The sequence below is a fragment of the Alteromonas sp. genome (genome assembly GCF_984505615.1).
The window spans coordinates 174,506-201,448 of record NZ_CFHOXV010000002.1; the positions used below are offsets into that span (position 1 = coordinate 174,506).

The window sequence follows — 26,943 nt, forward strand, 5'->3', positions numbered from 1 at the left end:
ATGACATACGATGGGCATAGCTACGCAGCCGCTGCCGGCGAAGCATCCGTACACTTATCTGACTATCATTACGCGCATTCTGCACAGGCGGAAAGCAGTAGTGATGATATTGATGTGCTTAAAAAGCAGGCCAGTCGTTTATCTCATTTATTGCAGGTCATGCCTGCTGGCGTCATCGTCATTGACGGGCAGGGGATTGTGCGTCAGGCGAACGGTCAGGCTAAGTCACTGTTAGGTGAACCCCTCGAGGGCCAGCTCTGGCGAACCATTATTGCCCGTTCATTTAAACCCCGTGCGGACGACGGCCATGAAGTGTCATTAATTGACGGCCGCCGGGTAAAGCTATCCATTACCCCTCTTGATAACGAGCCGGGCCAGCTTATTGTTCTGACCGATCTTACCGAAACCCGGCAATTGCAGGCCAGAGTCAGCCACATGCAGCGCTTATCAGCGCTGGGCAAAATGGTGGCGTCACTGGCGCATCAAATCCGCACGCCGCTTTCTGCTGCGATGTTGTACGCCGCTAATATGAAACGCAAAGGCCTCGGGGAAGCGGCCACAGCCGATTTTGCCGGTAAACTCACCGACCGTCTGAAAGAACTGGAGAGTCAGGTAAACGATATGCTGCTGTTCGCCAAATCCGGTGAAGATCAGGTCGTGTCCGTATTGACACCTGCACAACTCGAAGATGCCATTGTTCCTGTTGCAGAAACCATGACCCGTCAGGCCGGCGTGAATTTATCCGTCAGCGGTTTCAGTGCTGACGCCACACTTACCGGCAATCTTACAGCCCTGCAGGGAGCGTTACTTAATCTTGTGCATAACGCCTGTCAGGTCAGTGAAGCCGGCGGGACGGTCTACGTCAATGCCGTTTGCAGCGGTGAACACATTGCTGTTTCTGTTATTGATGAGGGGCCGGGTGTTCCGGCAGCTGTGCGCCAGAAAATTTTTGAACCGTTTTTCACTACGAAAACCCATGGCACGGGCCTGGGACTCGCGGTAGTGAAATCTGTTGTGAATGCACACAAAGGCCGGCTTGGTGTGACTAATTTAGAGGGACAGGGAGCGTGCTTCACCATGACGCTGCCTGTTACCCGGACCACTTTATCCCCTGAGAATACAGGAGACCTTGTATGAGCCACTCTACTATTTTGATTGTTGAAGACGACGCGGGGTTGCGTGAAGCATTAAATGACACGCTGAAACTGGCTGATTACCGGGTTATTGCTGCGCTTTCTGCAGAAAATGCACTGATTCAGCTGGCTGCGGAGAAAGTTGATCTTGTCGTCAGTGACATTCAGATGGGTGACATGAACGGTCTGACCCTGCTGAAAAATATTAAAGCCCGTTATCCGCAGTTACCGGTATTGCTGATGACGGCGTATGCCACCATTGATGATGCGGTTCAGGCCATGCGTGACGGAGCGACAGATTATCTGTCCAAACCGTTTGCTCCTGAGGTACTGCTGAATCTGGTCAGCCGCTATGCACCGGCACATAAAATTGAGTCCCGTACGCCCATTGCGGCAGATCCCGGCAGTCTCAGATTGCTGGAGTTGTCACGCAAGGTTGCCGGTTCTGATGCCACAGTAATGGTGCTGGGGCCAAGCGGTTCCGGTAAAGAAGTGCTGTCCCGTTATATCCACGATCAGTCATCCCGAGCTGCGGAGGCGTTTGTGGCAATCAACTGCGCGGCCATTCCTGAAAATATGTTGGAAGCCACATTGTTTGGTTATGAAAAAGGTGCCTTTACCGGCGCGGTTCAGGCATGTCCCGGTAAATTTGAGCAGGCGCAGAACGGCACTATTCTGCTGGATGAAATTACCGAAATGGACCTGGCCCTGCAGGCGAAATTACTGCGTGTATTACAGGAAAAAGAGGTCGAGCGCCTGGGCGGACGCAAAACTATTGCACTGGATGTCCGGGTCATTGCCACCAGTAACCGGGATTTGCGTCAGGCTGTAGAGGCGGGGGAGTTCCGCGAAGATTTATATTATCGCCTGAATGTCTTCCCGGTGGTCTGGTTGCCGCTGGCGAAAAGACCGGGTGATATTGTTCCGCTGGCCGAACACCTGATCCAGCGTCATACCGGCGGTCAGCGTGAAAGTACGCTGCGTTTGTCCGGTGCCGCCAGAAACAAGCTGGTTCAGTATGACTGGCCGGGCAATGTGCGGGAACTGGAAAATGTTATCCAGCGCGCTTTAATCCTGTGTGACGGTGAAGTTATCGAATCCTCTGATCTGATGATTGATATGGCTGCTACACTGGCAAGCCACAGTATTCAGGCTGATGAAGTGGTAACCGACGACAGTAAGCTCGGTTCTGAGCTGCGTCATCAGGAACATCAGATAATCCTTGATACCCTGCAGTTGTGTAAAGGGAAACGTAAGGAAGTGGCTGAAAAGCTTGGTATCAGTCCCCGTACCCTGCGCTACAAACTGGCCAGAATGCGGGAAGAAGGTATCGACGTTCCTGCCTGATTAATATTGCATCAATGTATTCATTGCAAGTGTGTGTTTCACACTAAAGCCTCTTGCCACGGCAGCCGCCGTGGCTTTTTTCGTTTTTCTCTCCTGCCTGTGTCATTAATTTGGCATTCTTTCTAACTTGCTGATTAAATTGAAAAATAAAAGTTGGTATTGCTTTTGCTGTTGTCTGTTTAAGAACCAGTGTCAGACAGCTTTCTGACGATAAGCAATATAGTGAGGAGTGGGGTATGGACGTTAAAGCCAACAGTTTGTATCAGGAGATGCAATCAATGATCGGCCAGACTCGTCTGCAGGCTACAGAGATGCCCGAACAGGCACTCGAAGTAAAAAATGCCTCTGCCAGCGATTTTTCAGCCATGTTGAAACAGGCCGTTGAAGGTGTGAACAACATGCAGATGGAATCAAAATCAATGCAACAACGCTTTGAGATGGGCGACCCGTCATTAAGTCTTGCCGAAGTCATGCTGACCAAAGAAAAAGCAGGCATTGCCTTTGAAGCGACCGTTCAGGTACGTAACAAGGTGCTCGAAGCTTACAAAACCATCATGAACATGCCGGTGTAGTGGAGTAGTACGTCATGGCCGAAGCAACAGGTACTAACCTGACAGTCAGCGACTCAACCGGCGAAACCGGCGGTTCAGACGCGGAGAACAAATCCGGATTCATGGACACGCTGGGCAGTGCCGACATGGTGCGCCAGATGGCACTGGTCGTTGTACTGGTGATTTGTGTGGCCATCGCCATTTTCATTTTATTGTGGGCACAGGAGCCGGATTTCCGGCCGCTGGCGAAAATGGAAACCGAAGAGCTTATCGAAACACTGGATTACCTGGATGCCAGTCAAATCGAATACAAGCTGGAAGGTAATACCATATATGTACGCAGCGACGAGTTTCAGGATGTGCGCCTGGGAATGACCCGTCAGGGACTTACCCGTGCGGGAGATGCCGGCACCGATATCATCATGCAGGACATGGGATTCGGTGTATCTCAACGGGTAGAAATGGAGCGTCTTAAACACGCCCGTGAACAACAGATTGCAGCCACAATCGAAGACATGGCAAGCATTCAGAAAGCCCGTGTTTTACTGGCTATGCCAAAAGAAAATGTGTTTGCCCGCCGGGAAAAGAAAGCCAGTGCTACCGTTGTGCTTACGGCCAAACGTGGCAAAGTGATTGCCGGTGAAGAAGTGGATGCGGTGGTGGATATCGTCGCTTCCGCTGTGCAGGGCATGGAGCCGTCACGGGTTACCGTTACAGACAGCAATGGACGTCTGCTGAATTCCGGTTCGCAGGATTCCATGAGCGCACGGGCGCGGAAAGAATATGAAATCGAGCGTCAGCGTGAACAGGAATATCTGGAGAAAATTGACGCCATTCTGATCCCTGTTCTCGGGATCGGTAACTACACGGCGCAGGCTGATATTTCCATGGACTTTACGGCTATGGAGCAAACCCAGCGTACATACAATCCGGACCTTCCTGCTGTACGCAGTGAAATGACGGTAGAATCAAATTCTGTTGGCTCTATCGCCGGCGGTATCCCGGGCGCGCTGAGTAACCAGCCGCCGCTGGAATCTAATATTCCTGAAAACGCCATCGGACAGGATGGTCAGTCAGCGCCGGTTCCCGGACGCAGCAACCGCGAGTCCACGAAAAACTATGAGCTGGATACCACTATCAGCCATACCAAAAAGCAAACCGGTGTGATCAGACGTCTCAGTGTGTCTGTGGCGGTGGATCACGACCGTACCGTTGCGGAAGACGGCAGTGTCACCACCGCACCGAAAAGTCAGGAGCAACTGTTAAATATCCGCCGTCTGCTGCAGGGTGGTATAGGGTTCGACGTCGCCCGCGGAGATTCCCTGGAAGTCGTCAGTGTGCCGTTCACGCGGATGGATGCAGAAGGTGTTGAAGAAGTGCCTTTCTGGGAACGTCCGGAAATCTTACCTATACTTAAACTGGTAGTGGGTGGGTTGATCATCATTGTATTGATTATCTTCGTGATAAGACCCATGTTACGTCGTCTTATCAATCCTGATGAATCGAAAGACACCGACGAGTTTGATGCAGATGAAAGTCTCGACCTGGGTGATGACACTATCAGCATGCTGAGTCAGGATTTCGACGAAGCACAGGTTGGCTTCGCGCCGGACGGCTCACTGATGCTGCCGGATCTGCATAAAGATGAAGATGTTCTTAAAGCCGTGCGTGCGCTGGTGGCCAATGAGCCGGAGCTGTCTGCACAGGTTGTTAAGGGCTGGTTGACACTGGATGATTAAGGTTCAACGTAATGCCTGATGAAATGGCTCAAAGCGAACAAAGTTACGATATCAGTAAGTTAGAAGGGGTGGAGAAAGCCGCTATCCTGTTACTGAGCTTATCGGAAGAAGATGCCGCGCAAATTTTAAAACACCTGGAGCCGAAGCAAGTGCAGAAGCTCGGTGGTGAGATGGCAAAAATCGAAGACATGACACAGCCGAAAATTACGGCGGTGCATAAGCATTTCATCGAAGAAATTCAGAATTACAGTACCATCGGATTCCAGAGCCAGGACTTCGTTAAACGGGCGCTGACTGCGGCATTAGGTGAAGATAAAGCCGCAAACCTGATTGACCAAATCCTCATGGGCAGTGGTGCTAAAGGCCTGGATTCACTCAAATGGATGGATTCCAAACAGGTTGCCAGCATCATCCGGAACGAGCACCCCCAGATCCAGACTATTGTATTGTCTTACCTTGAGCCGGAGCAAAGTGCCGAGATTTTGTCTCAGTTCCCGGAAAAAGTGCGTCTCGATTTGTTGATGCGTATTGCCAACCTGGAAGAAGTGCAGCCGGCGGCACTGCAGGAACTGAACGAGATCATGGAGAAACAGTTTGCCGGTCAGGCTGGTACTCAGGCAGCGAAAATGGGCGGCCTGAAGTCTGCTGCCGATATCATGAACTACCTCGATACCTCCATTGAAGGTCAGTTGATGGATGCTATCCGTGAGCAGGATGAGGAAATGAGCCAGCAGATCCAGGATCTGATGTTCGTCTTCGATAATCTGATTGACGTGGATGAGAGAGGTATTCAGGCCATCCTCCGCGAGGTTAATCAGGATTCACTGCTCAAAGCGATTAAAGGTGCTGACGAAGAGCTTAAAAACAAAATCACCGGTAACATGTCCAAACGTGCTGCTGAAATGCTGCTGGATGATCTCGAAGCACTGGGGCCGGTTCGCTTGTCTGAAGTGGAAACTGCGCAAAAAGAAATTCTGTCTGTTGCCAGACGTCTGGCTGACTCCGGTGAAATTATGCTGGGCGGCGGCGGTGGCGAAGAATTCCTGTGATAAGTGCTTGTGCAGTTAACGGGTGCCAGATTGTATGAGTGATAATTCAACACCAGATGACGAATTTAACGAGGCTAAATCCTGGGATTTGCCGTTTTTGTCTGACGAAAAATCAACGCAGGATTTACAACGCACAAATGCGCTGAATCGCCGCAGCGACTGGAAATATGAACCTCCGGAGCCGGAAGAAGAAGAGATCCTGCCTCCTACTGCTGAAGAAATTGAAGCCATCCGTCAGTCAGCCCATGATGAGGGCTACAACGAAGGCAAGCAGACCGGCTTTGAGGAAGGCAAAGCGCAGGGATATACCGAAGGCAAAGAGCAGGGCCATGGTGAAGGTCTGGAGGCCGGCAAAGCCGAAGGTCTGGAGGCCGCTCAGGCTGAAATAGATGCACTGGCTGCAAACTGGACATCTCTTGCAGATAATCTCACTGCGCCGTTATCGCAGGTAAATGATGATACCCGCAAACAACTGGTCAGGCTGGCTGTATCACTGGCAAGGGCAGTGATCCGCACCGAAGTGAAAACCGGTGAAGACGCTATTTTGCAGGCGCTGGCAGAAGGATTAAAAGCCCTGCCGGTGAACGAAACCCATTATCACATCACCATGCACCCCGACGACATACAACTGGTCACAGAGCATTACGGAAAAGACGTAGTGGAACAGAAAGGCTGGCAGTTTATTGAATCACCGGCAATGTCCCGTGGCGGCTGCGATATTACCACCCAACAGAATGCTGTTGATGTGTCTGTAGAGCGCCGCTGCAAAGACATACTTAACAAATTCCTCCTCGACCGGGGGCTATCAGATGACTAGTCCCTGGGGCAGTTATTTTGAAGATCTTGTCGACCAGATCCCCCAGCCTCCCGTGGTTGCCGCCGGAAAACTGGTTCGTGGTATTGGTCTCACCCTGGAAGCCGTCGGCTGTCAGCTGCCTGTTGGCAGTCAGTGTATGGTGCAGACCATTGAAGGGGAAATTGAAGCTGAAGTCGTCGGTTTCGGCGACGATATTACTTATCTTATGCCCACTGAAGCGGTGCGCGGGATTGTACCCGGCTCAAGGGTGTTGCCGTTAAACCGTGAAAGTGGTCTGGCTGTGGGTATGGGTCTGCTCGGTCGTGTGGTCGACGGTAATGGTCAGCCTCTTGATGGATTAGGACCGGTAAAAACCGACACCCGCGTGCCCACCACCAAACCACCCATCAACCCGCTGACACGCCGGCCAATCTCTGAACCTATGGATGTGGGTGTACGTGCAATTAACGCATTGAACACAGTCGGCGTAGGGCAGCGGATGGGACTCTTTGCCGGATCCGGTGTGGGTAAATCAGTGTTGCTGGGCATGATGACCCGTGGCTGTGAAGCTGATGTGGTGGTCGTGGGTCTTGTGGGAGAACGGGGCCGTGAGGTTAAAGAGTTTATCCACGATATCCTTACTGAAGAGGAACGTCAGCGCGCCGTGGTTGTGGCTGCACCGGCAGACACCTCACCGTTAATGCGCCTGAAAGGCTGTGAAACAGCCGTGACGATTGCTGAGTATTTCCGCGACCAGGGCATGAACGTATTGCTGCTGATTGATTCTCTGACCCGTTATGCCATGGCGCAACGGGAAATCGCGCTCGCCGTAGGCGAACCCCCGGCAACTAAAGGCTATCCGCCCTCTGTGTTTGCACGCTTACCGGCACTGGTTGAGCGTGCCGGTAATGGCAGTGCCGGTCAGGGCTCAATCACTGCTTTCTATACAGTTTTAACCGAAGGCGATGATTTACAGGATCCCATTGCCGATGCGGCAAGGGCTATTCTTGACGGTCACGTGGTGTTGTCACGTACGCTGGCAGACAGTGGCCACTATCCGGCAATTGATATTGAAGCGTCTATCAGCCGGGTGATGCCTATGGTGACCAGTGACGAGCATTTACAGCAGGCGCGGCGTATTCGTCAGGTGTATTCCACGTATAAGCAAAACCGCGATCTTATTTCTATCGGTGCCTATGCGAAAGGCTCTGATCCCCGTATTGATCTCGCTATCCGTGCGGAACCGGCTATTAATGCATTCCTGCAGCAAGGCATGAAAAACGTTCTGCCCTATGATGAGTGTCTGCAGGGCATGTCGGCACTGGCCGGCGGGTTAGGTAAAGGATAACGTCAATGAGTCAGCTTGCACTGGTTGCAAAATTCGAACTGGAAAAAGAGCAGAAAGCTGCGCAGCAGTTTCAGCTTGCTCAACAGCACGTTACTCAACAGCGTCAAAAACTCAGCAATTTGCAACAGTACCGTCTTGATTATGTCCGTCAAATACAGGCAACGGGCAAAGGTGGCGTGGCGGCGAAAGCTTACCATCAGCATTTGTCGTTTGTCGGTAAGCTGGATAAAGCCTGTCAGCAGCAAATGAATGTGATTTCTCAGGCATCACTGGTCGCTGAACAGCGAAAACGGGCCTGGCTTGAGCAGCAAAAGCGCCGTAAAGCGGTGGATATGCTCATCGACAAAAAAGCACAGGAAGCACAGCGTATTGAAGCCCGCCGCGAACAGCAAATGCTTGATGAATATGCCTCGCAGAAATTCTACAGAAATCAATTAACTAAATCACCATTCTAACTGCCTGTGCCGCTGTTGCGGTATGAACAAATCCGGCGGTGCTGTAATTAATTTCTTCTTTAAAGTCTGAAACCGGCGACCTGGAACAGGTTTTGCGTAGTTGTTAACGTGAAAGTAACTAACCCGCAAATACCACTGTTTTTTGACAGAAATACGGGGTTTCCGGGAAGAGGATTAAGATTATGATGCAACAAGTTGCCACTCAGCGTTCAGAAATTGCCGCTTTGCCGATAGATATCGATACATCCGCCGGTGTATCGACGTCTGACGGACAGCAACAGGCCTTTGCTGATGTGTTTAACCGCGCTGCCACACCGGCAGAGCAGGCAAGAAAATCCTCTTCTGCCAGTCAGCGTCCTGATAATACTACAGATGCCAAATCCCTGGACAATAAACGCAGTGTCTCCTCCCGTGATTCACAAACAAGCCGTGAGCCCATGGAACGGAATAAAAACCATGTGGCAGACGAACACAAAGTGACTGAATCGGCACAAACTGCGGCAAAACAATCTGCTAAAGAAAAGGCAGACGTTGAGAAAAGTAATGCATCTGAAAACGGTGACGCAAATGCCGCAGTAGCAGCAGAGGCTGAGTCAGAAACAAACGCGGAAATCGCCGCTTCTGCAGATACGCAGAGTGCCACTGACGAAGCCGGTGATGCCACAGACTGGCTGTCTTTTGTTGATGCCGTGCGGCGTCTGAACGAAGGTGAACTTAACACCGGTGCACAGGTAGAAGGTGATGTCACTCTGGCTACCAGTGTTGAAGCGTTGCCGGAGGAACTGCACCTTGACGCATTGATCAGCGGCGAAGAACTGTTTGCCGGTAATGGCAGTGATGAGCTTGAAGCGCTGATCGCCGGCTTAAAAGAGGCGCAAAAAACGCAATCCGGAACAGGTGAAAGTAATGAAATTGACGGCAGTGAGTCATTACAGGCCCTTGCTGAAGCCCTTAACGAAGCTGTGAACGCGCTGATTGCCGCACAGGAAGAGGAAAGCACTGCCGCCGGGGATGCAGAAATCTCAGATGAAGAGGCAATGAAGCTGGCTACCGCCATGATTGCCGCAATGAATAAGGCGTCAGGCAAAGATGTGAACAAAGCGGCCTCAGAGAATGCTGAAAATGCCGGATTGACTGAAAGTGAACTGGAAGCAGAAGCTGCCTTGCTGGTTTCTCTGATGAAAGCAGAAATGAGCGGCGAATCCGGTGCGGATAATCAACAAAGCGGGAAAGAACAGCAAACACTGAACAACAGTGCATCTGCGAATGCTGAAGCGGGCATTGTCGCACAAAGTGCAGCCGGCGAGTTTGCCAAAATACTGGCGTCATCATCAGAAGAATCACAGACACTGGTGACAGACAACCTGGCTGATAAGGTGGTGGCACTGTTGCCCGATAACGCCAGTGAAGGTCAGAAAGCAGAAGTAAAACAAGGCGTCATCGACGCTGTTAAGCAGTTTCAGGCTCAGTTGCAAAGCGGCAGCGAACAACAATCAGCGCTGGAAGCGATGATCGCCGGTGCCATTGAAGAAGCGGGCGTTGCGCCGGTGGAGAATCTTGAGGTCATGCTGCAAACTGAAATGAGACAACTCACTGCCATTACGGGGACCGCTTCGCAACTGGCGCAGGGCACCACAGTGACAGCTCTGGCATCACTTCATTCGGGCTCAGATACTACCGTAGCGGATATTCAGCAGGCCCGCACAGAACGCTCAGCCGCTCAACAGGCCGCTGATGCAGACAAGCCGGTGAATATTCATCAACCAGAAGGTCAGCAGCAACTGGCTGAGAAGGTACGCTGGATGGTCAATGCCAGAAATTCCATGGCGGAAATCCGCCTCGATCCGCCGGAATTGGGTAGCATGCAGGTGCGGGTAAATGTATCCGGTGACGCCGCGACGGTAAACTTTGTCGTACAGTCAGCGCAGGCCAGAGATGCTCTGGCTCAGGCCGAGCCGCGCCTGCGTGAAATGCTGGCAGAGCAGGGAATTAATCTGGGTGAATCTTTTGTCAGTCAGCAACAACAGGGGGGCAACGGTGAAGGTGGTGAAGGCAGTCAGCAGGGGGGCGGAAATGGCCAGCTTGCACAGGAAGCCGGCGAAGACACACAAGTAACAGAACAATCGCTTACCCGCCAGGCACAGGGCGGAATTGATGACTATGCTTAACCATGAGCAGACATACGCAATGCTTATTGCCAATTGTCTGTAATTCACCATAATACTCGCCAAAATGGTTAACGGGGAAAGCGCAATGGCTGATGAAGAGTTACAAATCGAAGAAGAAGGTGGCGGCAAGAAAAGTAAGATGATGTTGATCATCATTATTGCTGTGGTATTGATTGGTGGCGGTGCCGGCGCTTATTTCTTTCTGTTTGCCGGTGGTGATGAGCCCGCAGCAGAAGCATTAGCTGAAGGCGAAGAAGGCGCAGCCGCCGAAGGTGAAGGCGAAGAAGGCGCAGCCGCCGAAGGTGAAGGCGAAGCACCGGAAGCTGCTCCGGCATCAGGTTCAGCGGAAGTGGGAACTGCCTTATATGTTGCATTACCACAACCCTTATTGTTCCATATTCCGGGCAGTGGCCGTGAGCGTACGGTACAGATTAAAATTCAGTTACTGGTCAGGGGCACTGATAATGAAGAAACTGCGAAAGTGAATATTCCGCTTATTCAGGGGCGTTTATTGCAAGTCTTCAGCAGCAGTAATGCCGATGATCTGGTCACAGAAGCGGGCAAAATCGAATTGCGGGAAAAAGCCCTTGAAGAAGTACAGTCGGCCATGAAGGAATATACAGGGTCAGAAGTGGTTGAACAGGTATTGTTCACAGGTTTCGTGATGCAATAACGGGTTATCACAGTGAGCGATTTATTATCACAAGACGAAATTGACGCGCTTTTACACGGTGTCGATGATGTCGAAGAAGAAGAGGTATCGGACGCACCCTCCGACAGATCTGCGCTGGAATATGATTTCTCCTCGCAGGACCGGATTGTACGTGGCCGTATGCCAACGCTGGAAATTGTTAACGAGCGTTTTGCCCGGCATTTGCGGGTGAGCTTGTTTAACATGATGCGACGGTCTGCCGAAGTCTCTATCAACGGCATCCAGATGATCAAATTCGGCGAGTACATTCACACGCTGTTTGTACCCACGAGTCTGAACATGGTGCGCTTCCGTCCGTTGAAAGGAACGGGGCTCATCACCATGGAAGCCCGGCTGGTGTTTATTCTGGTGGATAACTTCTTCGGTGGTGATGGCCGCTATCATGCGAAAATCGAAGGACGTGAATTTACGCCTACTGAACGGCGTATTATTCAGATGTTGCTGAAAATTATTTTCGAAGACTACAAAGAAGCCTGGGCGCCGGTCATGGATGTTTCTTTTGAGTATCTGGATTCTGAAGTTAACCCGGCCATGGCTAATATTGTCAGCCCCACGGAAGTGGTAGTTATCAGTTCCTTCCACATAGAACTGGACGGTGGCGGTGGTGATTTTCACGTGTCGTTGCCCTATTCCATGTTGGAACCTATTCGTGAATTACTCGATGCGGGTGTGCAATCTGATAAAGAAGACACCGATTTACGCTGGAGTAAGGCACTGCGTGACGAAATTCTTGACGTAAAAGTGGCATTAACCACGCATATGCTGGATGTGGACGTGCCGCTGCGTCAAATTATGGAATTTAAAGCCGGGGATATCATTCCGGTGGAAATGCCGGAGCACATTACTGTGCTGATTGAAGATCTCCCCACGTTCCGGGCTAAGCTCGGACGCTCCAGAGATGCGCTGGCACTGAAAATTTCCGATAAGATCCCGCGTCCGACGTCGGTGAAATCGGAACTGCAATTATTAACCCGCGGCGGGCGCGTTATTGATAACGACGCTGAGCTGCAAGTACTTGAAGAAGATCTGTAGTGACGATCTTAGTAAGAGGGCAAAGTCATGAGTGATAATGACGGAATGGACGACTGGGCCGCAGCCATGGCCGAGCAGGCTGATGCTGAAGCTGGCGAAGGTGAAGGTGGTGATGACGTTCAGGTTGCTGAGTTAGATGAGCTGACCGATGATGCGCCGATTACTCAGGAAGAGAAAAAGAAACTCGATACCATTTTAGATATTCCTGTGACCATTTCTATGGAAGTGGGACGCAGCCAGATAAGCATCCGTAACCTGCTACAATTGAACCAGGGTTCCGTGGTCGAGCTGGACCGGGTGGCCGGTGAACCACTGGATGTTCTGGTAAATGGCACGTTGATTGCTCATGGAGAGGTAGTAGTGGTCAACGATAAGTTTGGTATTCGGTTAACGGATGTTATCAGTCAAATCGAGAGAATCAAAAAGCTTCGCTAAAACGCTTTCTAAAACAGGGGGTTGCATTCTGCTGCCCCTGTTATTTAGCCATCAGGTCTGTGCTCAAAGCACCCAGTCAATAACTAATCCCACGTCTGTACTGTCAATTTTTCTATCATTGCTGGTGGTTGTCGGCATTATATTTTCCCTCGCCTGGCTTATGCGCCGGTTTAATGTCACTCATGCTGCGAACGGGCAGATGAAAGTGGTTGCCAGCATGATGGCCGGTGCCAAAGAGCGCATTATGGTTATTCAGGTGGGTGACGAGCAGCATCTCATCGGCGTGACTGCTCACAACATCAATCATCTCAGTAAACTGGAAACGCCATTAGCACCTGCCGGAAACGGACAGGAGAGTAACGGTGCCGATTTTCGTCAGAAACTGGTTAAAGCTATGGCTGGCGCCATGAATCCGGCAGTGAAAGGAGAGGGCAATGATAAACAATAAATGGTTGTGCCGTTTTCTGACACTCTGTCCGCTATTATTTCTTCTGGCTCTGCCTGCCAGTGCCCAGCAGGGGATTTCTGCTGTCACTGTGACCACCAATGCGGACGGCACGCAGGATTATTCAATGACGTTGCAGGCATTGTTCATCATGTCTGCGCTGAGCCTTATTCCTGCGTTTATTATGATGATGACGTCATTCACCCGTATTATCGTAGTGTTATCCATTCTCCGTCAGGCCATTGGCCTGCAACAGTCTCCTTCCAATCAAATCCTTATCGGCGTGAGCCTGTTTCTGTCTATGTTTATCATGACGCCGGTGTTTGAGGAGGTAAATGAGCGCGCCCTGCAACCTTATCTGAACGAGGAAATGACCTCCCGCCAGGCGCTGGAAGAAGCAGCAGAACCCATGCGGGCGTTTATGTTGTCACAAACCCGGGTGAAAGATCTGGAAACCTTTGTCCGTATTGCCGGCGATGAAGATAAGTATGATGAGCCTGCAGATGTGCCGCTGACCATTCTGATCCCATCATTCGTGACCAGCGAGCTGAAAACCGCATTTCAAATTGGCTTCATGTTGTTTATTCCGTTCCTCATTATTGACCTGGTCGTGGCCTCCATTTTGATGGCGATGGGTATGATGATGCTGTCGCCGATGATTGTGTCACTGCCCTTTAAATTAATGCTGTTTGTGCTGGTGGATGGCTGGAACTTGATATTCGGCACCCTGGCAACCAGTTTCGGCATGGGCGTGTAGGAGACAACACATGACACCTGAAGTCTTTGTTCAAATTCTCCGTGAATCCATGTTTATGGTTATCCTGCTGGTGTCAGCGGTGATTGTGCCCAGCATGATTGTGGGTCTGATTGTGGCAGTATTTCAGGCGGCCACGTCAATCAACGAACAGACAATGAGTTTCCTGCCCAGGCTTATCGTGACCTTGCTGGCACTGGCGTGGGGAGGTAACTGGCTGGTGGAGCAACTGATGGACTTTACCTTTCATATGGTCAATCAAATCCCTCAGGTCGTCGGGTAAAGGTTACGTTCCGTGAACGTGGATTTATCTACCATTAATCAGTTTCTGGCTGATATGTTGCTGCCGTTTATGCGCATCAGCGGCATGTTTGCAGCCATGATTGGATTAAGTGCCAAATCTATCCCCCAGTCGGTGAGAGCCCTGCTGGCTATCTTTCTGACTCTGGTGATTATGCCGGTCGTTAAACCGGTACCCGTGGACGATTTGGTCGGCGTAGGATCTTTTCTGATGGTTATTCAGCAGTTGCTGATTGGAATCGCCATCGGGTTTATTTCTATGATGGTCCTGAACACCTTTGTTCTGGCAGGTCAGATCATCGCCATGCAAACCGGTCTGGGGTTCGCCTCCATTGTCGACCCGGTAAACGGAATTAACGTGCCGGCAGTCGGTCAGTTTTATCTGATCCTGGCGACGTTACTTTTCTGGACCGTTGACGGCCATCTGGCCATGATCCAGATGATTGTTATCAGCTTTGATGCGTTTCCCATCGGCGAAGCCTGGTGGACAGCAGATCAGTTCCGCGATATCGCAGAATGGGGCGGCTGGATGTTTGTGTCTGCGATTACGTTATCGCTGGCGCCTATCGTGTCACTGCTGATCGTGAACCTTGCGTTCGGGGTGATGACCAAAGCATCGCCACAGTTAAATATTTTCAGCATTGGTTTTTCCATTGCACAAATCATGGGGTTAATCATTATCTGGATTACCCTCGATAACTTTACGTCCCACTTTGCCACCCAGTGGCAACGTGCTCAGCAATTCATGTGCGAGTTGCTGATGATCTGTCCCGTGTGAGGTAGACGATGGCTGACGAACAGGAAAAAACAGAAGACCCCACGGGGAAAAAACTCGACGACGCACGAAAAAAAGGCCAGCTTGCCCGGTCCAGAGAGTTATCTACGACACTGGTTCTGGTGGTCAGTGGTGTCATGTTTCTTGTCATGGGAGGCACCATCGCACAGGCTATTTTCGGCATGATGAAGAACATGTTCCAACTTTCCCGTGATCAAACCTATGACGCAACTCACATGTTTGGGGCCTGGGTTTATGGTTTTTCTGCGGTGGCAGCGCCTGTTTTACTATACATGGTCGTTGCGATGGCCGCCGGTATATACGGCTCTATTGCGCTGGGCGGATACAATTTCACCTGGGAATCGGCGTCGCCGAAAATGAATAAACTGAATCCGCTAAACGGTTTTAAGCGCATGTTCGGTATTAATGGCCTGGTGGAACTGCTCAAGTCCATTGCCAAGTTCTTTGTTATCGGTGCCATGGCGCTGGTGTCGTTAATGTACTTTCAGGATGAAGCACTGCATCTTGACCTTGGGTTGTACCCGAATAATTTGTTCCATGCACTGAATATGCTCGAATGGGCGTTTTTCCTGCTGACACTGGGCATGATCCCCATCGCTATTTTTGATGTGCCGTACCAGCTGTACAAGCACAACAAAGAAATGAAAATGTCCAAGCAGGAGGTGAAAGACGAACGTAAAAATGCCGAGGGTGATCCTCAGGTGAAAGGACGTATTCGTCGCCTGCAATATCAGGCAGCAGCCCGCCGGATGATGCAGGAAGTACCGAAAGCGGATGTGGTTGTGACTAACCCGACGCACTATTCCGTGGCACTTAAATACGATGATAATGGCGGCAGAGCGCCTGTGGTGGTGGCAAAAGGAATTGATGAACTGGCCATGCACATCCGTAAAATTGCCGGTGCCCATGAAGTGCCTGTTGTGCCGTCACCCATGCTGGCAAGGGCTATTTATTATTCCACTGAAGTTGAGCACGAAATTCCCCATAAATTGTTCATGGCGGTGGCACAGGTACTGGCGTATGTGTATCAGTTGCGGGCGTTTAAAGCCGGTAAGGGCAAACGGCCTAAGCCACTTAAGAAAGACTTGCCCATCCCACCTGAACTCAGACGGTAAACCCGTCAGTACTTTTATCCACAACAATGATGGCGTCGCGGCCTGTTTCTTTGGCCTGATATAATGCTTTGTCGATGGCTTCCAGTTCTGCGGCCATCGTATCAGGTCCTGTAACGTATCCTATCCCGCCGGATACCGTAAGCGGGCCCAATGCATAGGGAAGGGCATTTCCGGCCGTTTTCAGGGCAGCTCTGAATTTGTCTGTAGCAGCTTTTGCCTCTGTAATATCCGCATCAGGAAATATAAGTAAAAATTCTTCACCGCCTATTCTGCCTGTAATATCGGTTTTTCTGAAATTGTCTCTGACCAGAGCACCAAAGGTGCGTAATACTTCATCGCCGGCAGCGTGACCAAAATTATCATTTACCTGTTTGAATAAATCGATATCGAGCAGGGCGACAGCTAGTTTTTTGCCGCAGGCCCCGGCAATGTCAGCCTGTTCTTCCAGTAATTTAAAGGTATGCTGGCGGTTTAGCAGAGATGTCAGGCTGTCAGTCATCGCAATCTGTTCCAGTTTATGCTGATACCTGGCGCGCTTTTTCTGCAAAATAACCAGTGCCACGCACAGACTGAAAAGTAAAACGAGCGCTGATATCATAAAGAAGCCCCGCTGGCGCTCTGTTTTTATCCGCAATTCCTGAGCTTTTGTCATCGCTTTGAGGGCGGCATTTTCCTGACTTTTCTTATCAACGTCGAAAAGAGTCTGCAGTTTGAACAACTTTTCAGCACTGATTTCATTCAGGCGTTTTACTTGTTTATTGCGTGCGTCTTCCAGGGTTTGATAGGCCTCGCCGTAGTTGCCTAATGCCGCCTGAATTCTTGATTCCAGTATCCGTGACTCAATCATTTCTTTAGGCGTAGCTGATGCAGAAATCGTTTCTGCGCGGGCCAGTGTGTCCAGTGCGGTGCCGAAGTTGCCGGTATGATAATGGGCGTTTGATAAGCCCCGTAAAATGTCCCCGTAATACTGTTCAGATGGCAGTATTTCCTGAATCGCTGTTAAGTGTTGGTAAATTGCCAGCGCCTCTGTAAAGGCTTTCTTTTTCATTAACCTGTCAGCGTCAAGAAGTTGTAATTCCACCTGCGCATTTTTGTCTGCCAGTTCCCGGGCAATGGTCATTGCTTCGTCGAAATAACGCTGCCCTGCAATTTCGTCGCCCGTAGCAAAGTGAGAAAGAGCAAGCTTATGTAACAGGTTTTGCTGATTGACCCGGTTGTTTCTGGTGACGGCAAATTCCAGCGCCTCCTGCAAATAGGGAAGGGCATTGTCGTACTGTTCAGCCTGCTGAAACACCGATGCAATAAGACCAGCTATGTGAGCAGGCAGGATTTGAGTCGCGTTCTCCGATGCAATTCTGTGGGCAATGATCAGTTTTGTCAGCGCGGCCTCACGATTTTGTAGTGATTGCTGAATTAATCCTTCCGTTATTAATGCACCGATGTACAGCTGGGTGACAGTATGCTGCTGTGCCCACTCACTGACGACAGCGACATAATGCAGCGCCAGCACCTGGCGCTCTGTTTTTTCGTAAAGTTGCGATTTTTGCAACAGTAAACGGTGATAGAGCAACGGTTCGCCTACTTGATCTACATTTTCAAGCCCCTGTTCCAGAAGAGACTCTGAGCGGCTGAAATCACCCAGTTTCATGTAAAAGTACGACAGCAGATATTGAATGGTGGCAGGCGTATAGTCGGGCAGGACATCATCAAGCATCTCCTCCAGACCAAGTACGGTTTCCTGCGGGTGCTGATGAAAAGACTTAATGACGTGGATAACCGCATCATCGGGCGCAGATACCTGTGCCGGTGCCGCAAAGGTGCAATAAGACATAAATATCAGGCCTGTCGCGGCGACAACAGGAATAATATTGTTCTTAAATGCAATACGTCGCTGTTTTAACGGGTATTCCGGCACTTGTTGTCCTGAGCATGTCTCATCCGGTTTAACTATAGTTCAAAAAACACCGCCGGGCGCACGCAGGCAAACATTTTCAAACTGGCACATTAGTTGAACTGACACTGACAGACACGAAGTAAGCGTCAATTTTCTGTTAGCGAGAGCAAATTTTATGCAGCTATCCGGCTATCTGCAGCGGTTCGACAAAAACCAGATTCAAAATATCACCAGTGGTCTGGGGGCGCCTGTCGTTTTGCTGGCGATCATGGGCATGGTTATTTTGCCCATGCCGCCCTTTCTGCTCGATGTTCTTTTCAGTTTTAACATCGCCCTCAGTCTGGTCATTATTCTTGTGGCTGTATTTACCCAAAAACCGGTGGATTTCGGTATATTTCCCCTGGTTTTGCTGATTGCTACGGTGTTGCGGCTGGCATTGAATGTTGCCTCGACGCGGGTCGTTTTGCTGTATGGTCATGAAGGCGGCGATGCTGCGGGGAAGGTAATCGAAGCCTTCGGAGCCGTGGTTATTGGTGGTAACTATGCGGTGGGTGTGGTGGTATTCGCCATCCTGCTCATTATCAACTTCAAAGTAGTGACAGCCGGTGCCGGCCGTATATCTGAAGTCAGCGCCAGATTTACACTTGATGCCATGCCCGGTAAGCAAATGGCCATTGATGCCGATTTGAATGCCGGCTATATCGATCAGGATGAAGCCCGCAAGCGCCGGGAAGAAATCACCGCAGAAGCAGACTTCTACGGCTCGATGGACGGTGCATCAAAATTCGTTAAAGGTGACGCGGTAGCCGGTTTGTTCATCATGATGATTAATATCGTCGGTGGCTTATTTATCGGCATGATTCAGCATGACTTGTCGTTTGGAAATGCGCTGGAAGTTTACACTATTCTGACAATCGGTGACGGTCTGGTTGCCCAGATCCCATCCCTGTTGTTGTCGGTGGCAACGGCAATTATCGTCACCCGTGAAAACGAAACCCAGGAAATGGGTAAGGAAATCCGGACACAGCTGGGTAATCAGCAGGCTCTGTATATTGCCGCAGCGGTGCTGTTTGTCATGGGGATTGTGCCCGGCATGCCCCACGTGGCCTTTCTGGGTTTCTCTGCTATTGCTGCCGGTTATGCATACTGGCAGGGTGTGCAGGCGAAGAAAGCGGCAGAAAAACCGGCTGTGCCGGCCAAAATGGAAGGTGGTGCTGACCAGCCTGCTCCGGAAATTAAAGAGCTGGGTTGGGATGACGTACAGCAAGTTGACACTATCGGCCTTGAAGTTGGTTACCGGCTCATTCCGCTGGTGGATAAATCACAGGGCGGCGAATTGCTTACACGTATAAAAGGTGTGCGGAAGAAACTGTCTCAGGAACTGGGCTTTCTGGTTCCGCCGGTGCACATCCGCGATAATCTGGATCTCGACCCCAATGCCTACACGATCTCCATGCTGGGTGTGACCATCGGAGATGCGCAAATCAGTCATGATGAAGAGCTGGCGATTAACCCCGGGCAGGTGTTCGGTAAGCTGGAAGGACGGGCGACTAAAGACCCCGCTTTCGGACTGGATGCCGTGTGGATACGGCCGAATCAGCGGGAGCATGCGCAAACCCTTGGTTACACAGTAGTGGATGCGGCCACCGTGGTAGCGACACATCTCAGTCAGTTACTCAGCAACAATGCTTACCAGTTACTCGGTCATGAAGAAGTACAACAACTTCTCGATATGCTGGCGAAATCCAGTCCTAAGCTGGTGGAAGGGCTGGTACCGGATATTTTGCAGCTGAGCACCGTTGTAAAAGTACTGCAAACCTTATTGTTCGAAGGCGTTCCCATCCGCGATATGCGTACTATCGTTCAGACCTTATCGGAATACGGACCCCGCAGTCAGGATCCGGATGTGCTGGTATCTGCAGTGCGTATTGCGCTGAAGCGTTTGATTGTGCAGGAAATCAGTCAGGGAGCGAAAGAAGTGCCTGTCATAACTCTGGCACCAGAGTTGGAACAGATGTTGCACCAGTCACTTCAGGCAGGAGGAGAGGACGGCGCCGGCATCGAACCGGGACTGGCAGACCGGCTCCAGCAATCCCTGCAACAGGCCGCACAACAACAAGAACTGAATGGCGAGCCTGCGGTACTGTTGACGTCAGGCATGTTAAGACCTGTGCTGTCACGCTTCCTGAAGTATTCGGTAGCTGGCCTGCATGTGTTGTCTTATCAGGAAATCCCTGATGACAAACAAATCAAAATTGTCAGCTCTGTGGGTCAATAATCTGACGCCGGGTGAGTGAAGAGGTTGAGATGAAAATCAGACGGTTTTTTGGCAAAGATATGCGGGAAGCATTAAGCCAGGTAAAAGCAGAATTGGGCAGTGACGCCGTAATCATGTCGAATCGCAAAGTGGCAGACGGTATTGAGCTGGTCGCCGCTTACGATAAAGAGCCGGAAGCAAAAATAAAACTCAACACCCGCCATGACGCAGGTAAAACAGCTGCACAAAAGGCGACGCCAAGCCTCAGCGAAATTATCGGTGACGATGGTCCGGATACCTTACGGGCGTTACTTGAAAAGCAGGCTGCAGAAAAAGCTGCGGCTGCCGGAAGTGACCGTCAGAATCCTGCAGTTTCTCCTGCACCACAAACATCGTCTGCATTTGCCGCAGATACCCGTGGGGTCAACCCACAACCCGCTGCATCTCATGACGAAGAGGCGTTTTCATTTGCTGATGTATTTTCTGCAAAAGAACAAAGGCCTGCACCGGTATCTCAAATGAATCCCGATTTTAAAGCGGCGGAAAGTCAGCAGTCTGCCGGTGCCCCTGCCAGTGAGCTGGATGCGATAAAAGAGGAGCTGGCCTCTCTTCGCAGCGTTTTACAATATCAGGTCGCAGACTTGATGGATGCCAAAAAGCAGCGTCAGCGCCCTGTACACAGTTATCTGACCCAGTGTTTAACCGGTATGGGGCTGAGCGCTTCACTGGCTGAGCAACTGGTGCATTACACCCCGTCTCAATACACCGAGCGGGAAGCATGGATTTACCTTCTCAACCTTTTGGCTAATCGCCTTAATGTTTCCGGTAATGATATCCTGACCCAAACCGGTGTGGTTGCTCTTGTTGGTCCAACGGGAACAGGCAAAACCACGACTGTTGCTAAATTAGCAGCACGCTATGCGCAAAAATACGGTGCTGATCAGGTGGCTATGATCACTATCGATACCTACCGTATTGCCGCTTATGAACAGCTGGCAACGTATGGCAAAATTATTGGCTGTACTACAAGGAAGGCGCAAAGCAGTGAAGAATTAGCCGAACTTCTCTTCCAGTTACGCCATAAGCGTCTAATATTAATAGACACGGCTGGTTTCAGTCAGCGCGACAGTCGTTTAATTAAGCAACTTGGTCAATTTAATCACGGACAAATGCAACCTGTCCGTAAATACCTGGTTGCGCAGGCAAATACCCAATATCCTGCATTGCAACGCATCATTGAAGCGTATAATTCCGTTAAGCTTGACGGATGTATCTTCACGAAAGTTGATGAATGCTACAGTTTGGGTGAGGTTTTAAGTGTTGCTGTTGAACAGCAATTGCCAGTTAGTTATGTGACCGACGGGCAGCAGGTACCTGAAGATATTAAAGTTGCTGATGCAAAATCTCTCGTATCTGCCGCTGCAAAGCTTTATAAAAAGTACGGTTTGAATCATACTAAGCGTAATCATGAAGTTAATTCAGTTCAGGCAGTATGATCGAAGATCAAGCGAGTAGCTTACGAAAGATGAATCAATCACGCCTCATAAAGGTTATTGCCGTTACCGGCGGCAAAGGTGGTGTTGGTAAAACCAACATTACATTAAACACGGCGATTGCTATGGCCAAGCAAGGTAAGCGGGTCATGGTACTCGATGCCGATTTAGGATTAGCGAACGTTGACGTCATGCTGGGTCTGCGTGTTGAGAAGAACCTTTCTCACGTATTATCCGGTGAATGCACACTTGATGATGTTTTGGTAACCGGACCTCACGGTATTAAAATCGCTCCGGCGACTTCAGGTACTCAGGCAATGACTGAGTTATCGCCCACAGAACATGCCGGATTAATCCGTGCTTTCAGTGAGTTGCGGTCGCAGATTGACGTGCTGATTGTAGATACCGCTGCCGGTATTTCCGATATGGTACTGAGTTTCTCCCGTGCCTCGCAGGACATCATGGTCGTGGTTTGTGACGAACCGACTTCTCTGACCGATGCCTATGCACTGATTAAAATATTGAACCGTGAGCACGGCGTGTTCCGTTTCAAAATAGTGGCAAACATGGTTCGGGACATTCGTGAAGGGCAGGAATTATTCAGTAAATTATCAAAAGTGACAGGCAGATTCCTGGATGTGGCACTAGAATTGGTGGCAACTGTACCTTTCGACGAAAATATTCGTCGGGCAGTCAGAAAGCAAACCGCTATTGTGGATGCATTTCCCGGTTCTCCTGCGGCCGTCGCGATTAGTCAGTTAGCCACCAAAGCGCTTAACTGGCCGGTACCGGCTCAGCCGGGTGGTCACCTGGAATTTTTCATTGAACAACTGGTGACGAAGCAAGCAGTAGGAAGCCAACGTTGAATAGTAAAGCGGCAGCTTACCAGCAGCAGACCGACAAGTCGCAGCTGGTCGAGCGCCATGCATCCCTTGTAAAACGTATTGCCCATCACCTGATGGCGCGTTTGCCTGCCAGTGTGCTGGTGGATGACCTGATTCAGGCAGGGATGATCGGATTGCTGGAAGCAGCCAGAAATTTCGACGGCTCGAAAGGGGCCAGTTTCGAAACCTTCGCAGGTATCCGTATTCGTGGTGCTATGCTGGATGAAATCCGTAAGGGCGACTGGACACCCCGTTCAGTGCATAAAAATAGCCGTGCTATTACGGAAGCCATAACACAAGTTGAAAGAGAAACTGGCAGAGACGCGCGTGATACAGAAATTGCTGCTAAGCTAAATGTCAGTATTAATGATTATCATCAAATGCTTAACGAGGTGAATGCCGGTAAACTTGTCGGTATTGAAGACCTGGGTGTATCAGAAGATGTAATCAGCACAGAACAGAATAAAGGTAATGATTCACCCCTCGAAGATTTAATGCAGGGGGCGTTTCAAAAGGCGTTGGCGCATGCCATCACAACATTACCTGAACGGGAAGCAATTGTACTGTCCCTGTACTATGATGAAGAACTGAATTTACGTGAAATCGGTGAAGTTCTTGAAGTCAGTGAGTCAAGGGTCAGCCAGATTCATAGCCAGGCCATGTTAAAACTAAAAGCTCGAATGCAATCATGGCAGGCAGAAGAATAAAACATACTAATATTAATAACGATTGATAATCCTCACCGGAGGCTATTTTGGACAAGAGTATGAAAATTCTTGTAGTAGACGACTTCTCTACTATGAGACGAATCATAAAGAACCTGCTTAAAGATCTTGGATTTTCCAATATTCAGGAAGCTGACGATGGAAGTACGGCCCTCCCCATGCTCCAGCAAGGCGACTTTGAATTTGTCGTGACCGACTGGAACATGCCAGGTATGCAGGGTATCGACCTGTTACGCGCTATTCGTGCAGACGACAAACTCAAGCACTTGCCAGTATTGATGGTGACAGCTGAAGCGAAAAAAGAGCAAATCGTTGCTGCAGCACAGGCAGGTGTAAACGGATATGTTGTGAAGCCTTTCACAGCCGCTACACTTAAGGAAAAACTCGACAAGATTTTTGAGCGTTTAGGTTGATCCAGCCGCTCCCGCCAGAGAAGAGGATTACTGGATGTCTCCTACTAAAAAAGTCCCTATTTCGCTCGAAGAAGCAAAACAGCTGGTAGCATATCTTGAGCAGGGCGATGACGATTCCGCCAACGCCCTGCTTGAGGCCGTATCTGCCAAAGAGTCTGTCGAACTTTTTGCTGAAGTTGGCAAACTTACCCGTCAACTTCATGACGCCCTCAACACCTTCCAGTTAGACGAGCGAATTGCTGGTCTGGCTAATGACGATATTCCTGATGCGCAAACGCGTCTCACCTACGTAATTGAAGAAACTGAAAAAGCGGCTAATACTACAATGGACGCTGTAGAGTCCTGTATGCCCATTGCTGAATCTTTATCAGACCGGATCACAGCTATTGAGCCTGAATGGCAAAAGCTTATGACCCGTCAGATTGAGCTCGGTGAATTCAAGAGTTTATGTATGGATATCGACGCCCTGTTTAAGGACATGTCGAAAGATTCTTCTAAACTTAACAGCCTTTTGACCGAAGTATTAATGGCACAGGGTTATCAGGATTTGACAGGCCAGGTTATTCGCAGAGTGATTGATCTGGTGAAAGAAGTCGAAGACAGCCTTGTGAATATGCTGACCGTGTTCGGTGAACGGGATGCACCTGTTAAAGCACAGAGCACCACGAATAAACCGGACGCTGTTGAAGCGGAAGGGCCAATCATGAACGCTGAGAAGCGGGATGACGTAGTACAAGGCCAGGATGACGTGGATGATCTCCTGTCGAGCCTTGGTTTTTAGGGGAGCGAATGAATGTCGTTTGATGTTGATGAGGATATATTACAGGACTTTCTGGTCGAAGCCGGAGAAATCCTGGAACAATTACAGGAACAGTTAGTTGACCTGGAGAATAATCCGGAAGACGCTGACCTCCTCAACGCGATTTTCCGTGGATATCACACGGTAAAAGGTGGCGCAGGTTTCTTATCTCTGACTGAACTGGTTGAGATTTGTCACGGCGCAGAAAACGTCTTTGACGTAATGCGTAATGGCCAGCGTACACTGACGCCGGAATTAATGGATGTCATTCTGCAAGCGACAGACGTCGTAGTGGAAATGTTTGAGCGGGTAAAAGCCCGTGAGCCACTCGAAGCCGCTGATTCAAATCTTGTTGATGTTCTGCATAAGTTGAGCAAGCCAGAAGCCCCCGGCGAAAATATTTTTGGCGGGGAAACGGCAGCACCGGCAGAAGAAGTGCCGGTAGCAGAAGAGCCTGAGCTGATTGTTGAAGAGGTACCGGTTGCACCGGAAGCCACCGCTGTTGCAGAGCCTGCCGGTGATAACAGCATTGAAGATATCAGCGAAGATGAATTTGAAGCATTACTGGACCAGCTACATGGTTCCGGTGCGCCCGGCAGACCGTCGGCAGATGCACCTGCAAAGCCAGCTGCACCTGCGCCCGCTCCGGCAGCAGCCGCAGGCGGAGATGGTGAAGATATCACCGATGATGAATTTGAGGCTCTGTTAGACGAGCTTCACGGTAAAGGACAGTTTGGTGGCGATGCCGCACCTGCCGCTACACCGGCGGCCGCAGCACCGGCAGCGGAACAGGCTGCAGCCGGTTCTGACGGTGACGAAATCACCGATGACGAATTTGAAGCTTTGCTAGACCAGTTACACGGTAAAGGTCAGGGACCCGGCATTGCCGGTGGTGTTGAAGTTGACACTCAGGCAACTAAAGCCGTTCAGGCTGCCAAAGCGGAACAGTCTAAACCTGCAGAGCCTGCCAAGCCGGCTCAACCTGCTAAAGCTGCTGCACCTGCTCCGGCCGCAAAAGCGGCTCCGGCTGCGCCAGCCGCACCCGCTGCCCCTTCCAAGCCCGCAGCACCTGCTGCAAAAGCTGCACCTAAGAAAGAAGAAAAAGCCCCGCAGGCAGAAACTACTGTTCGGGTAGACACCAAACGCCTTGACCAGATTATGAATATGGTCGGTGAGTTGGTGCTGGTTCGTAACCGCTTGTTAAGCCTTGGTATCAATACCAATGACGAAGATATGTCGAAGGCTATCGCTAACCTGGATGTGGTGACCGGTGATCTTCAGGGCGCGGTAATGAAAACCCGCATGCAGCCCATTAAGAAAGTCTTCGGTCGTTTCCCCAGGGTTGTCCGCGACCTTGCCCGTAGCCTGAAAAAAGAAATTACCCTTGAGCTTGAAGGGGAAGAAACGGATCTGGATAAAAACCTGGTTGAGGCGCTGGCCGATCCCCTGGTTCACCTGGTGCGTAACTCCGTCGACCATGGAATTGAAATGCCGGATGATCGTGCCAATGCGGGAAAACCGCGCATGGGTACAGTGAAACTGGCAGCATCACAGGAAGGCGATCATATCCTGCTTACTATCACCGATGATGGTAAAGGGATGGATCCGGAAAAGCTGAAAGAAATCGCTATCAGTCGTGGCGTGCTTGATGCTGATGCCGCCGCCCGTATGTCTGATGTGGAAGCGTTTAATCTGATATTCGCGCCGGGCTTCTCTACCAAGACAGAGATCAGTGATATCTCCGGTCGTGGTGTGGGCATGGACGTGGTTAAAACTAAAATCAACCAGCTGAATGGTACCGTAAACATTGATTCTCATCTGGGTAAAGGCACCCGGTTAGAAATCAAAGTACCGTTAACACTGGCAATCCTGCCAACTCTGATGATTGTTGTCGGTCAGCAAACCTTTGCATTGCCATTGGGCGCTGTTAACGAAATTATCAACATGGACATCAAGAAAACCAATACGGTAGATGGTCAGTTGACGATGATCGTCCGCTCTAAGGCTATCCCGTTATTCTTCCTTGGTGAATGGCTTATCCGCGGCCCGAAAAATATCGAGAAAGAAAAAGGCCATGTTGTTGTAGTGCAAATAGGTACACAGCAGGTGGGCTTCGTGGTGGATGCATTGATTGGTCAGGAAGAAGTGGTGATCAAGCCACTGGATGCCTTGTTACAAGGTACACCGGGTATGGCTGGTGCAACCATTACATCGGATGGCGGAATCGCGTTAATTCTTGATATCCCGAGTCTGCTTAAGCGATATGCGCGCAGGTCATAGTCGCAATTAAAGGAACATCATTA

The 26,943-nt window shown here is 50.3% G+C and carries 25 protein-coding genes; 24 read left to right on the forward strand and 1 reads right to left on the reverse strand.

The window, feature by feature from the left end; all coding sequences use genetic code 11:
* The 17 genes from AC4PME_RS02365 to flhB all read left to right on the forward strand — a co-directional run bounded on the left by AC4PME_RS02365 (position 1) and on the right by flhB (position 16,175).
* Positions 1-1,137, forward strand: coding sequence for a sensor histidine kinase (locus tag AC4PME_RS02365; protein WP_119500561.1), 1,137 nt, complete (start codon positions 1-3; stop codon positions 1,135-1,137).
* Complete coding sequence (locus AC4PME_RS02370; protein WP_491045100.1) at positions 1,134-2,480, forward strand: sigma-54-dependent transcriptional regulator; 1,347 nt, start codon at positions 1,134-1,136, stop codon at positions 2,478-2,480. The genes AC4PME_RS02365 and AC4PME_RS02370 overlap by 4 nt, the downstream gene beginning before the upstream one ends.
* Positions 2,481-2,716: 236 nt before the next feature.
* Positions 2,717-3,052, forward strand: a complete 336-nt coding sequence (gene fliE, locus AC4PME_RS02375; protein ID WP_119500563.1) for a flagellar hook-basal body complex protein FliE — start codon at positions 2,717-2,719, stop codon at positions 3,050-3,052.
* Positions 3,053-3,066: 14 nt separating this feature from the next.
* Positions 3,067-4,770: a flagellar basal-body MS-ring/collar protein FliF gene (gene fliF, locus AC4PME_RS02380; RefSeq protein WP_119500564.1), complete on the forward strand. Its 1,704-nt coding sequence runs from the start codon at positions 3,067-3,069 to the stop codon at positions 4,768-4,770.
* 11 nt (positions 4,771-4,781) lie between these two features.
* Entirely contained in the window at positions 4,782-5,819 is a 1,038-nt protein-coding gene (gene fliG, locus AC4PME_RS02385; protein ID WP_119500565.1) for a flagellar motor switch protein FliG, read from the forward strand.
* 34 nt (positions 5,820-5,853) lie between these two features.
* Entirely contained in the window at positions 5,854-6,636 is a 783-nt protein-coding gene (gene fliH / locus AC4PME_RS02390; RefSeq protein ID WP_491045101.1) for a flagellar assembly protein FliH, read from the forward strand.
* The gene (fliI, locus tag AC4PME_RS02395) at positions 6,629-7,963 is read left to right on the forward strand and encodes a flagellar protein export ATPase FliI (RefSeq protein ID WP_490708508.1); all 1,335 of its coding nucleotides are present in this window, start codon (positions 6,629-6,631) and stop codon (positions 7,961-7,963) included. Before fliH ends, fliI begins: the two co-directional genes overlap by 8 nt.
* A 5-nt stretch (positions 7,964-7,968) precedes the next feature.
* The gene (gene fliJ / locus AC4PME_RS02400; RefSeq protein WP_303574370.1) at positions 7,969-8,418 is read left to right on the forward strand and encodes a flagellar export protein FliJ; all 450 of its coding nucleotides are present in this window, start codon (positions 7,969-7,971) and stop codon (positions 8,416-8,418) included.
* Between the two features lie 182 nt (positions 8,419-8,600).
* On the forward strand, positions 8,601-10,586 hold the full coding sequence (locus AC4PME_RS02405; RefSeq protein ID WP_491045102.1) for a flagellar hook-length control protein FliK: 1,986 nt from the start codon (positions 8,601-8,603) through the stop codon (positions 10,584-10,586).
* An 85-nt stretch (positions 10,587-10,671) separates the two neighbouring features.
* Positions 10,672-11,259, forward strand: coding sequence for a flagellar basal body-associated protein FliL (fliL, locus tag AC4PME_RS02410; protein ID WP_491045103.1), 588 nt, complete (start codon positions 10,672-10,674; stop codon positions 11,257-11,259).
* Between the two features lie 12 nt (positions 11,260-11,271).
* A complete protein-coding gene (gene fliM, locus AC4PME_RS02415; RefSeq protein WP_119500571.1) occupies positions 11,272-12,330 on the forward strand; it encodes a flagellar motor switch protein FliM in 1,059 nt (352 codons plus the stop codon).
* 27 nt (positions 12,331-12,357) lie between these two features.
* Positions 12,358-12,765 (forward strand): flagellar motor switch protein FliN, encoded by a 408-nt coding sequence (gene fliN / locus AC4PME_RS02420; protein ID WP_119500572.1) that lies wholly within the window; start codon positions 12,358-12,360, stop codon positions 12,763-12,765.
* Between the two features lie 28 nt (positions 12,766-12,793).
* Positions 12,794-13,213: a flagellar biosynthetic protein FliO gene (fliO, locus tag AC4PME_RS02425; RefSeq protein WP_119503332.1), complete on the forward strand. Its 420-nt coding sequence runs from the start codon at positions 12,794-12,796 to the stop codon at positions 13,211-13,213.
* Positions 13,200-13,967 carry a flagellar type III secretion system pore protein FliP gene (gene fliP / locus AC4PME_RS02430; RefSeq protein ID WP_119500573.1) on the forward strand — a complete coding sequence of 256 codons (768 nt, stop codon included), beginning with the start codon at positions 13,200-13,202 and terminating at the stop codon, positions 13,965-13,967. Before fliO ends, fliP begins: the two co-directional genes overlap by 14 nt.
* A 10-nt stretch (positions 13,968-13,977) precedes the next feature.
* Entirely contained in the window at positions 13,978-14,247 is a 270-nt protein-coding gene (fliQ, locus tag AC4PME_RS02435) for a flagellar biosynthesis protein FliQ (protein WP_119500574.1), read from the forward strand.
* A gap of 12 nt (positions 14,248-14,259) precedes the next feature.
* Positions 14,260-15,042 (forward strand): flagellar biosynthetic protein FliR, encoded by a 783-nt coding sequence (fliR, locus tag AC4PME_RS02440; RefSeq protein ID WP_119500575.1) that lies wholly within the window; start codon positions 14,260-14,262, stop codon positions 15,040-15,042.
* Positions 15,043-15,050: 8 nt separating this feature from the next.
* Positions 15,051-16,175 carry a flagellar biosynthesis protein FlhB gene (gene flhB, locus AC4PME_RS02445; RefSeq protein ID WP_490708510.1) on the forward strand — a complete coding sequence of 375 codons (1,125 nt, stop codon included), beginning with the start codon at positions 15,051-15,053 and terminating at the stop codon, positions 16,173-16,175.
* On the opposite strand, the gene AC4PME_RS02450 is transcribed toward flhB, so the two are convergent.
* The gene (locus tag AC4PME_RS02450) at positions 16,165-18,090 is read right to left on the reverse strand and encodes a tetratricopeptide repeat-containing diguanylate cyclase (protein WP_491045104.1); all 1,926 of its coding nucleotides are present in this window, start codon (positions 18,088-18,090) and stop codon (positions 16,165-16,167) included. The genes flhB and AC4PME_RS02450 overlap by 11 nt on opposite strands.
* Before the next feature lie 154 nt (positions 18,091-18,244).
* Here AC4PME_RS02450 and flhA point away from each other — a divergent pair, with 154 nt between their 5' ends.
* From flhA to AC4PME_RS02485, 7 genes are read left to right on the forward strand one after another with little or no spacing between them, the layout of a single operon-like run.
* Positions 18,245-20,347 (forward strand): flagellar biosynthesis protein FlhA, encoded by a 2,103-nt coding sequence (gene flhA, locus AC4PME_RS02455; protein ID WP_119500578.1) that lies wholly within the window; start codon positions 18,245-18,247, stop codon positions 20,345-20,347.
* 29 nt (positions 20,348-20,376) lie between these two features.
* Entirely contained in the window at positions 20,377-21,822 is a 1,446-nt protein-coding gene (gene flhF, locus AC4PME_RS02460) for a flagellar biosynthesis GTPase FlhF (RefSeq protein WP_119500579.1), read from the forward strand.
* Entirely contained in the window at positions 21,819-22,685 is an 867-nt protein-coding gene (locus AC4PME_RS02465) for a MinD/ParA family protein (RefSeq protein ID WP_119500580.1), read from the forward strand. Before flhF ends, AC4PME_RS02465 begins: the two co-directional genes overlap by 4 nt.
* Entirely contained in the window at positions 22,682-23,410 is a 729-nt protein-coding gene (locus AC4PME_RS02470; RefSeq protein ID WP_119500581.1) for an RNA polymerase sigma factor FliA, read from the forward strand. Before AC4PME_RS02465 ends, AC4PME_RS02470 begins: the two co-directional genes overlap by 4 nt.
* Before the next feature lie 47 nt (positions 23,411-23,457).
* The gene (cheY, locus tag AC4PME_RS02475) at positions 23,458-23,841 is read left to right on the forward strand and encodes a chemotaxis response regulator CheY (protein WP_119500582.1); all 384 of its coding nucleotides are present in this window, start codon (positions 23,458-23,460) and stop codon (positions 23,839-23,841) included.
* 34 nt (positions 23,842-23,875) lie between these two features.
* A complete protein-coding gene (locus AC4PME_RS02480) occupies positions 23,876-24,622 on the forward strand; it encodes a protein phosphatase CheZ (protein ID WP_490708513.1) in 747 nt (248 codons plus the stop codon).
* 12 nt (positions 24,623-24,634) lie between these two features.
* Positions 24,635-26,920, forward strand: a complete 2,286-nt coding sequence (locus AC4PME_RS02485; protein WP_491045105.1) for a chemotaxis protein CheA — start codon at positions 24,635-24,637, stop codon at positions 26,918-26,920.
* Positions 26,921-26,943 lie beyond the last annotated feature (23 nt).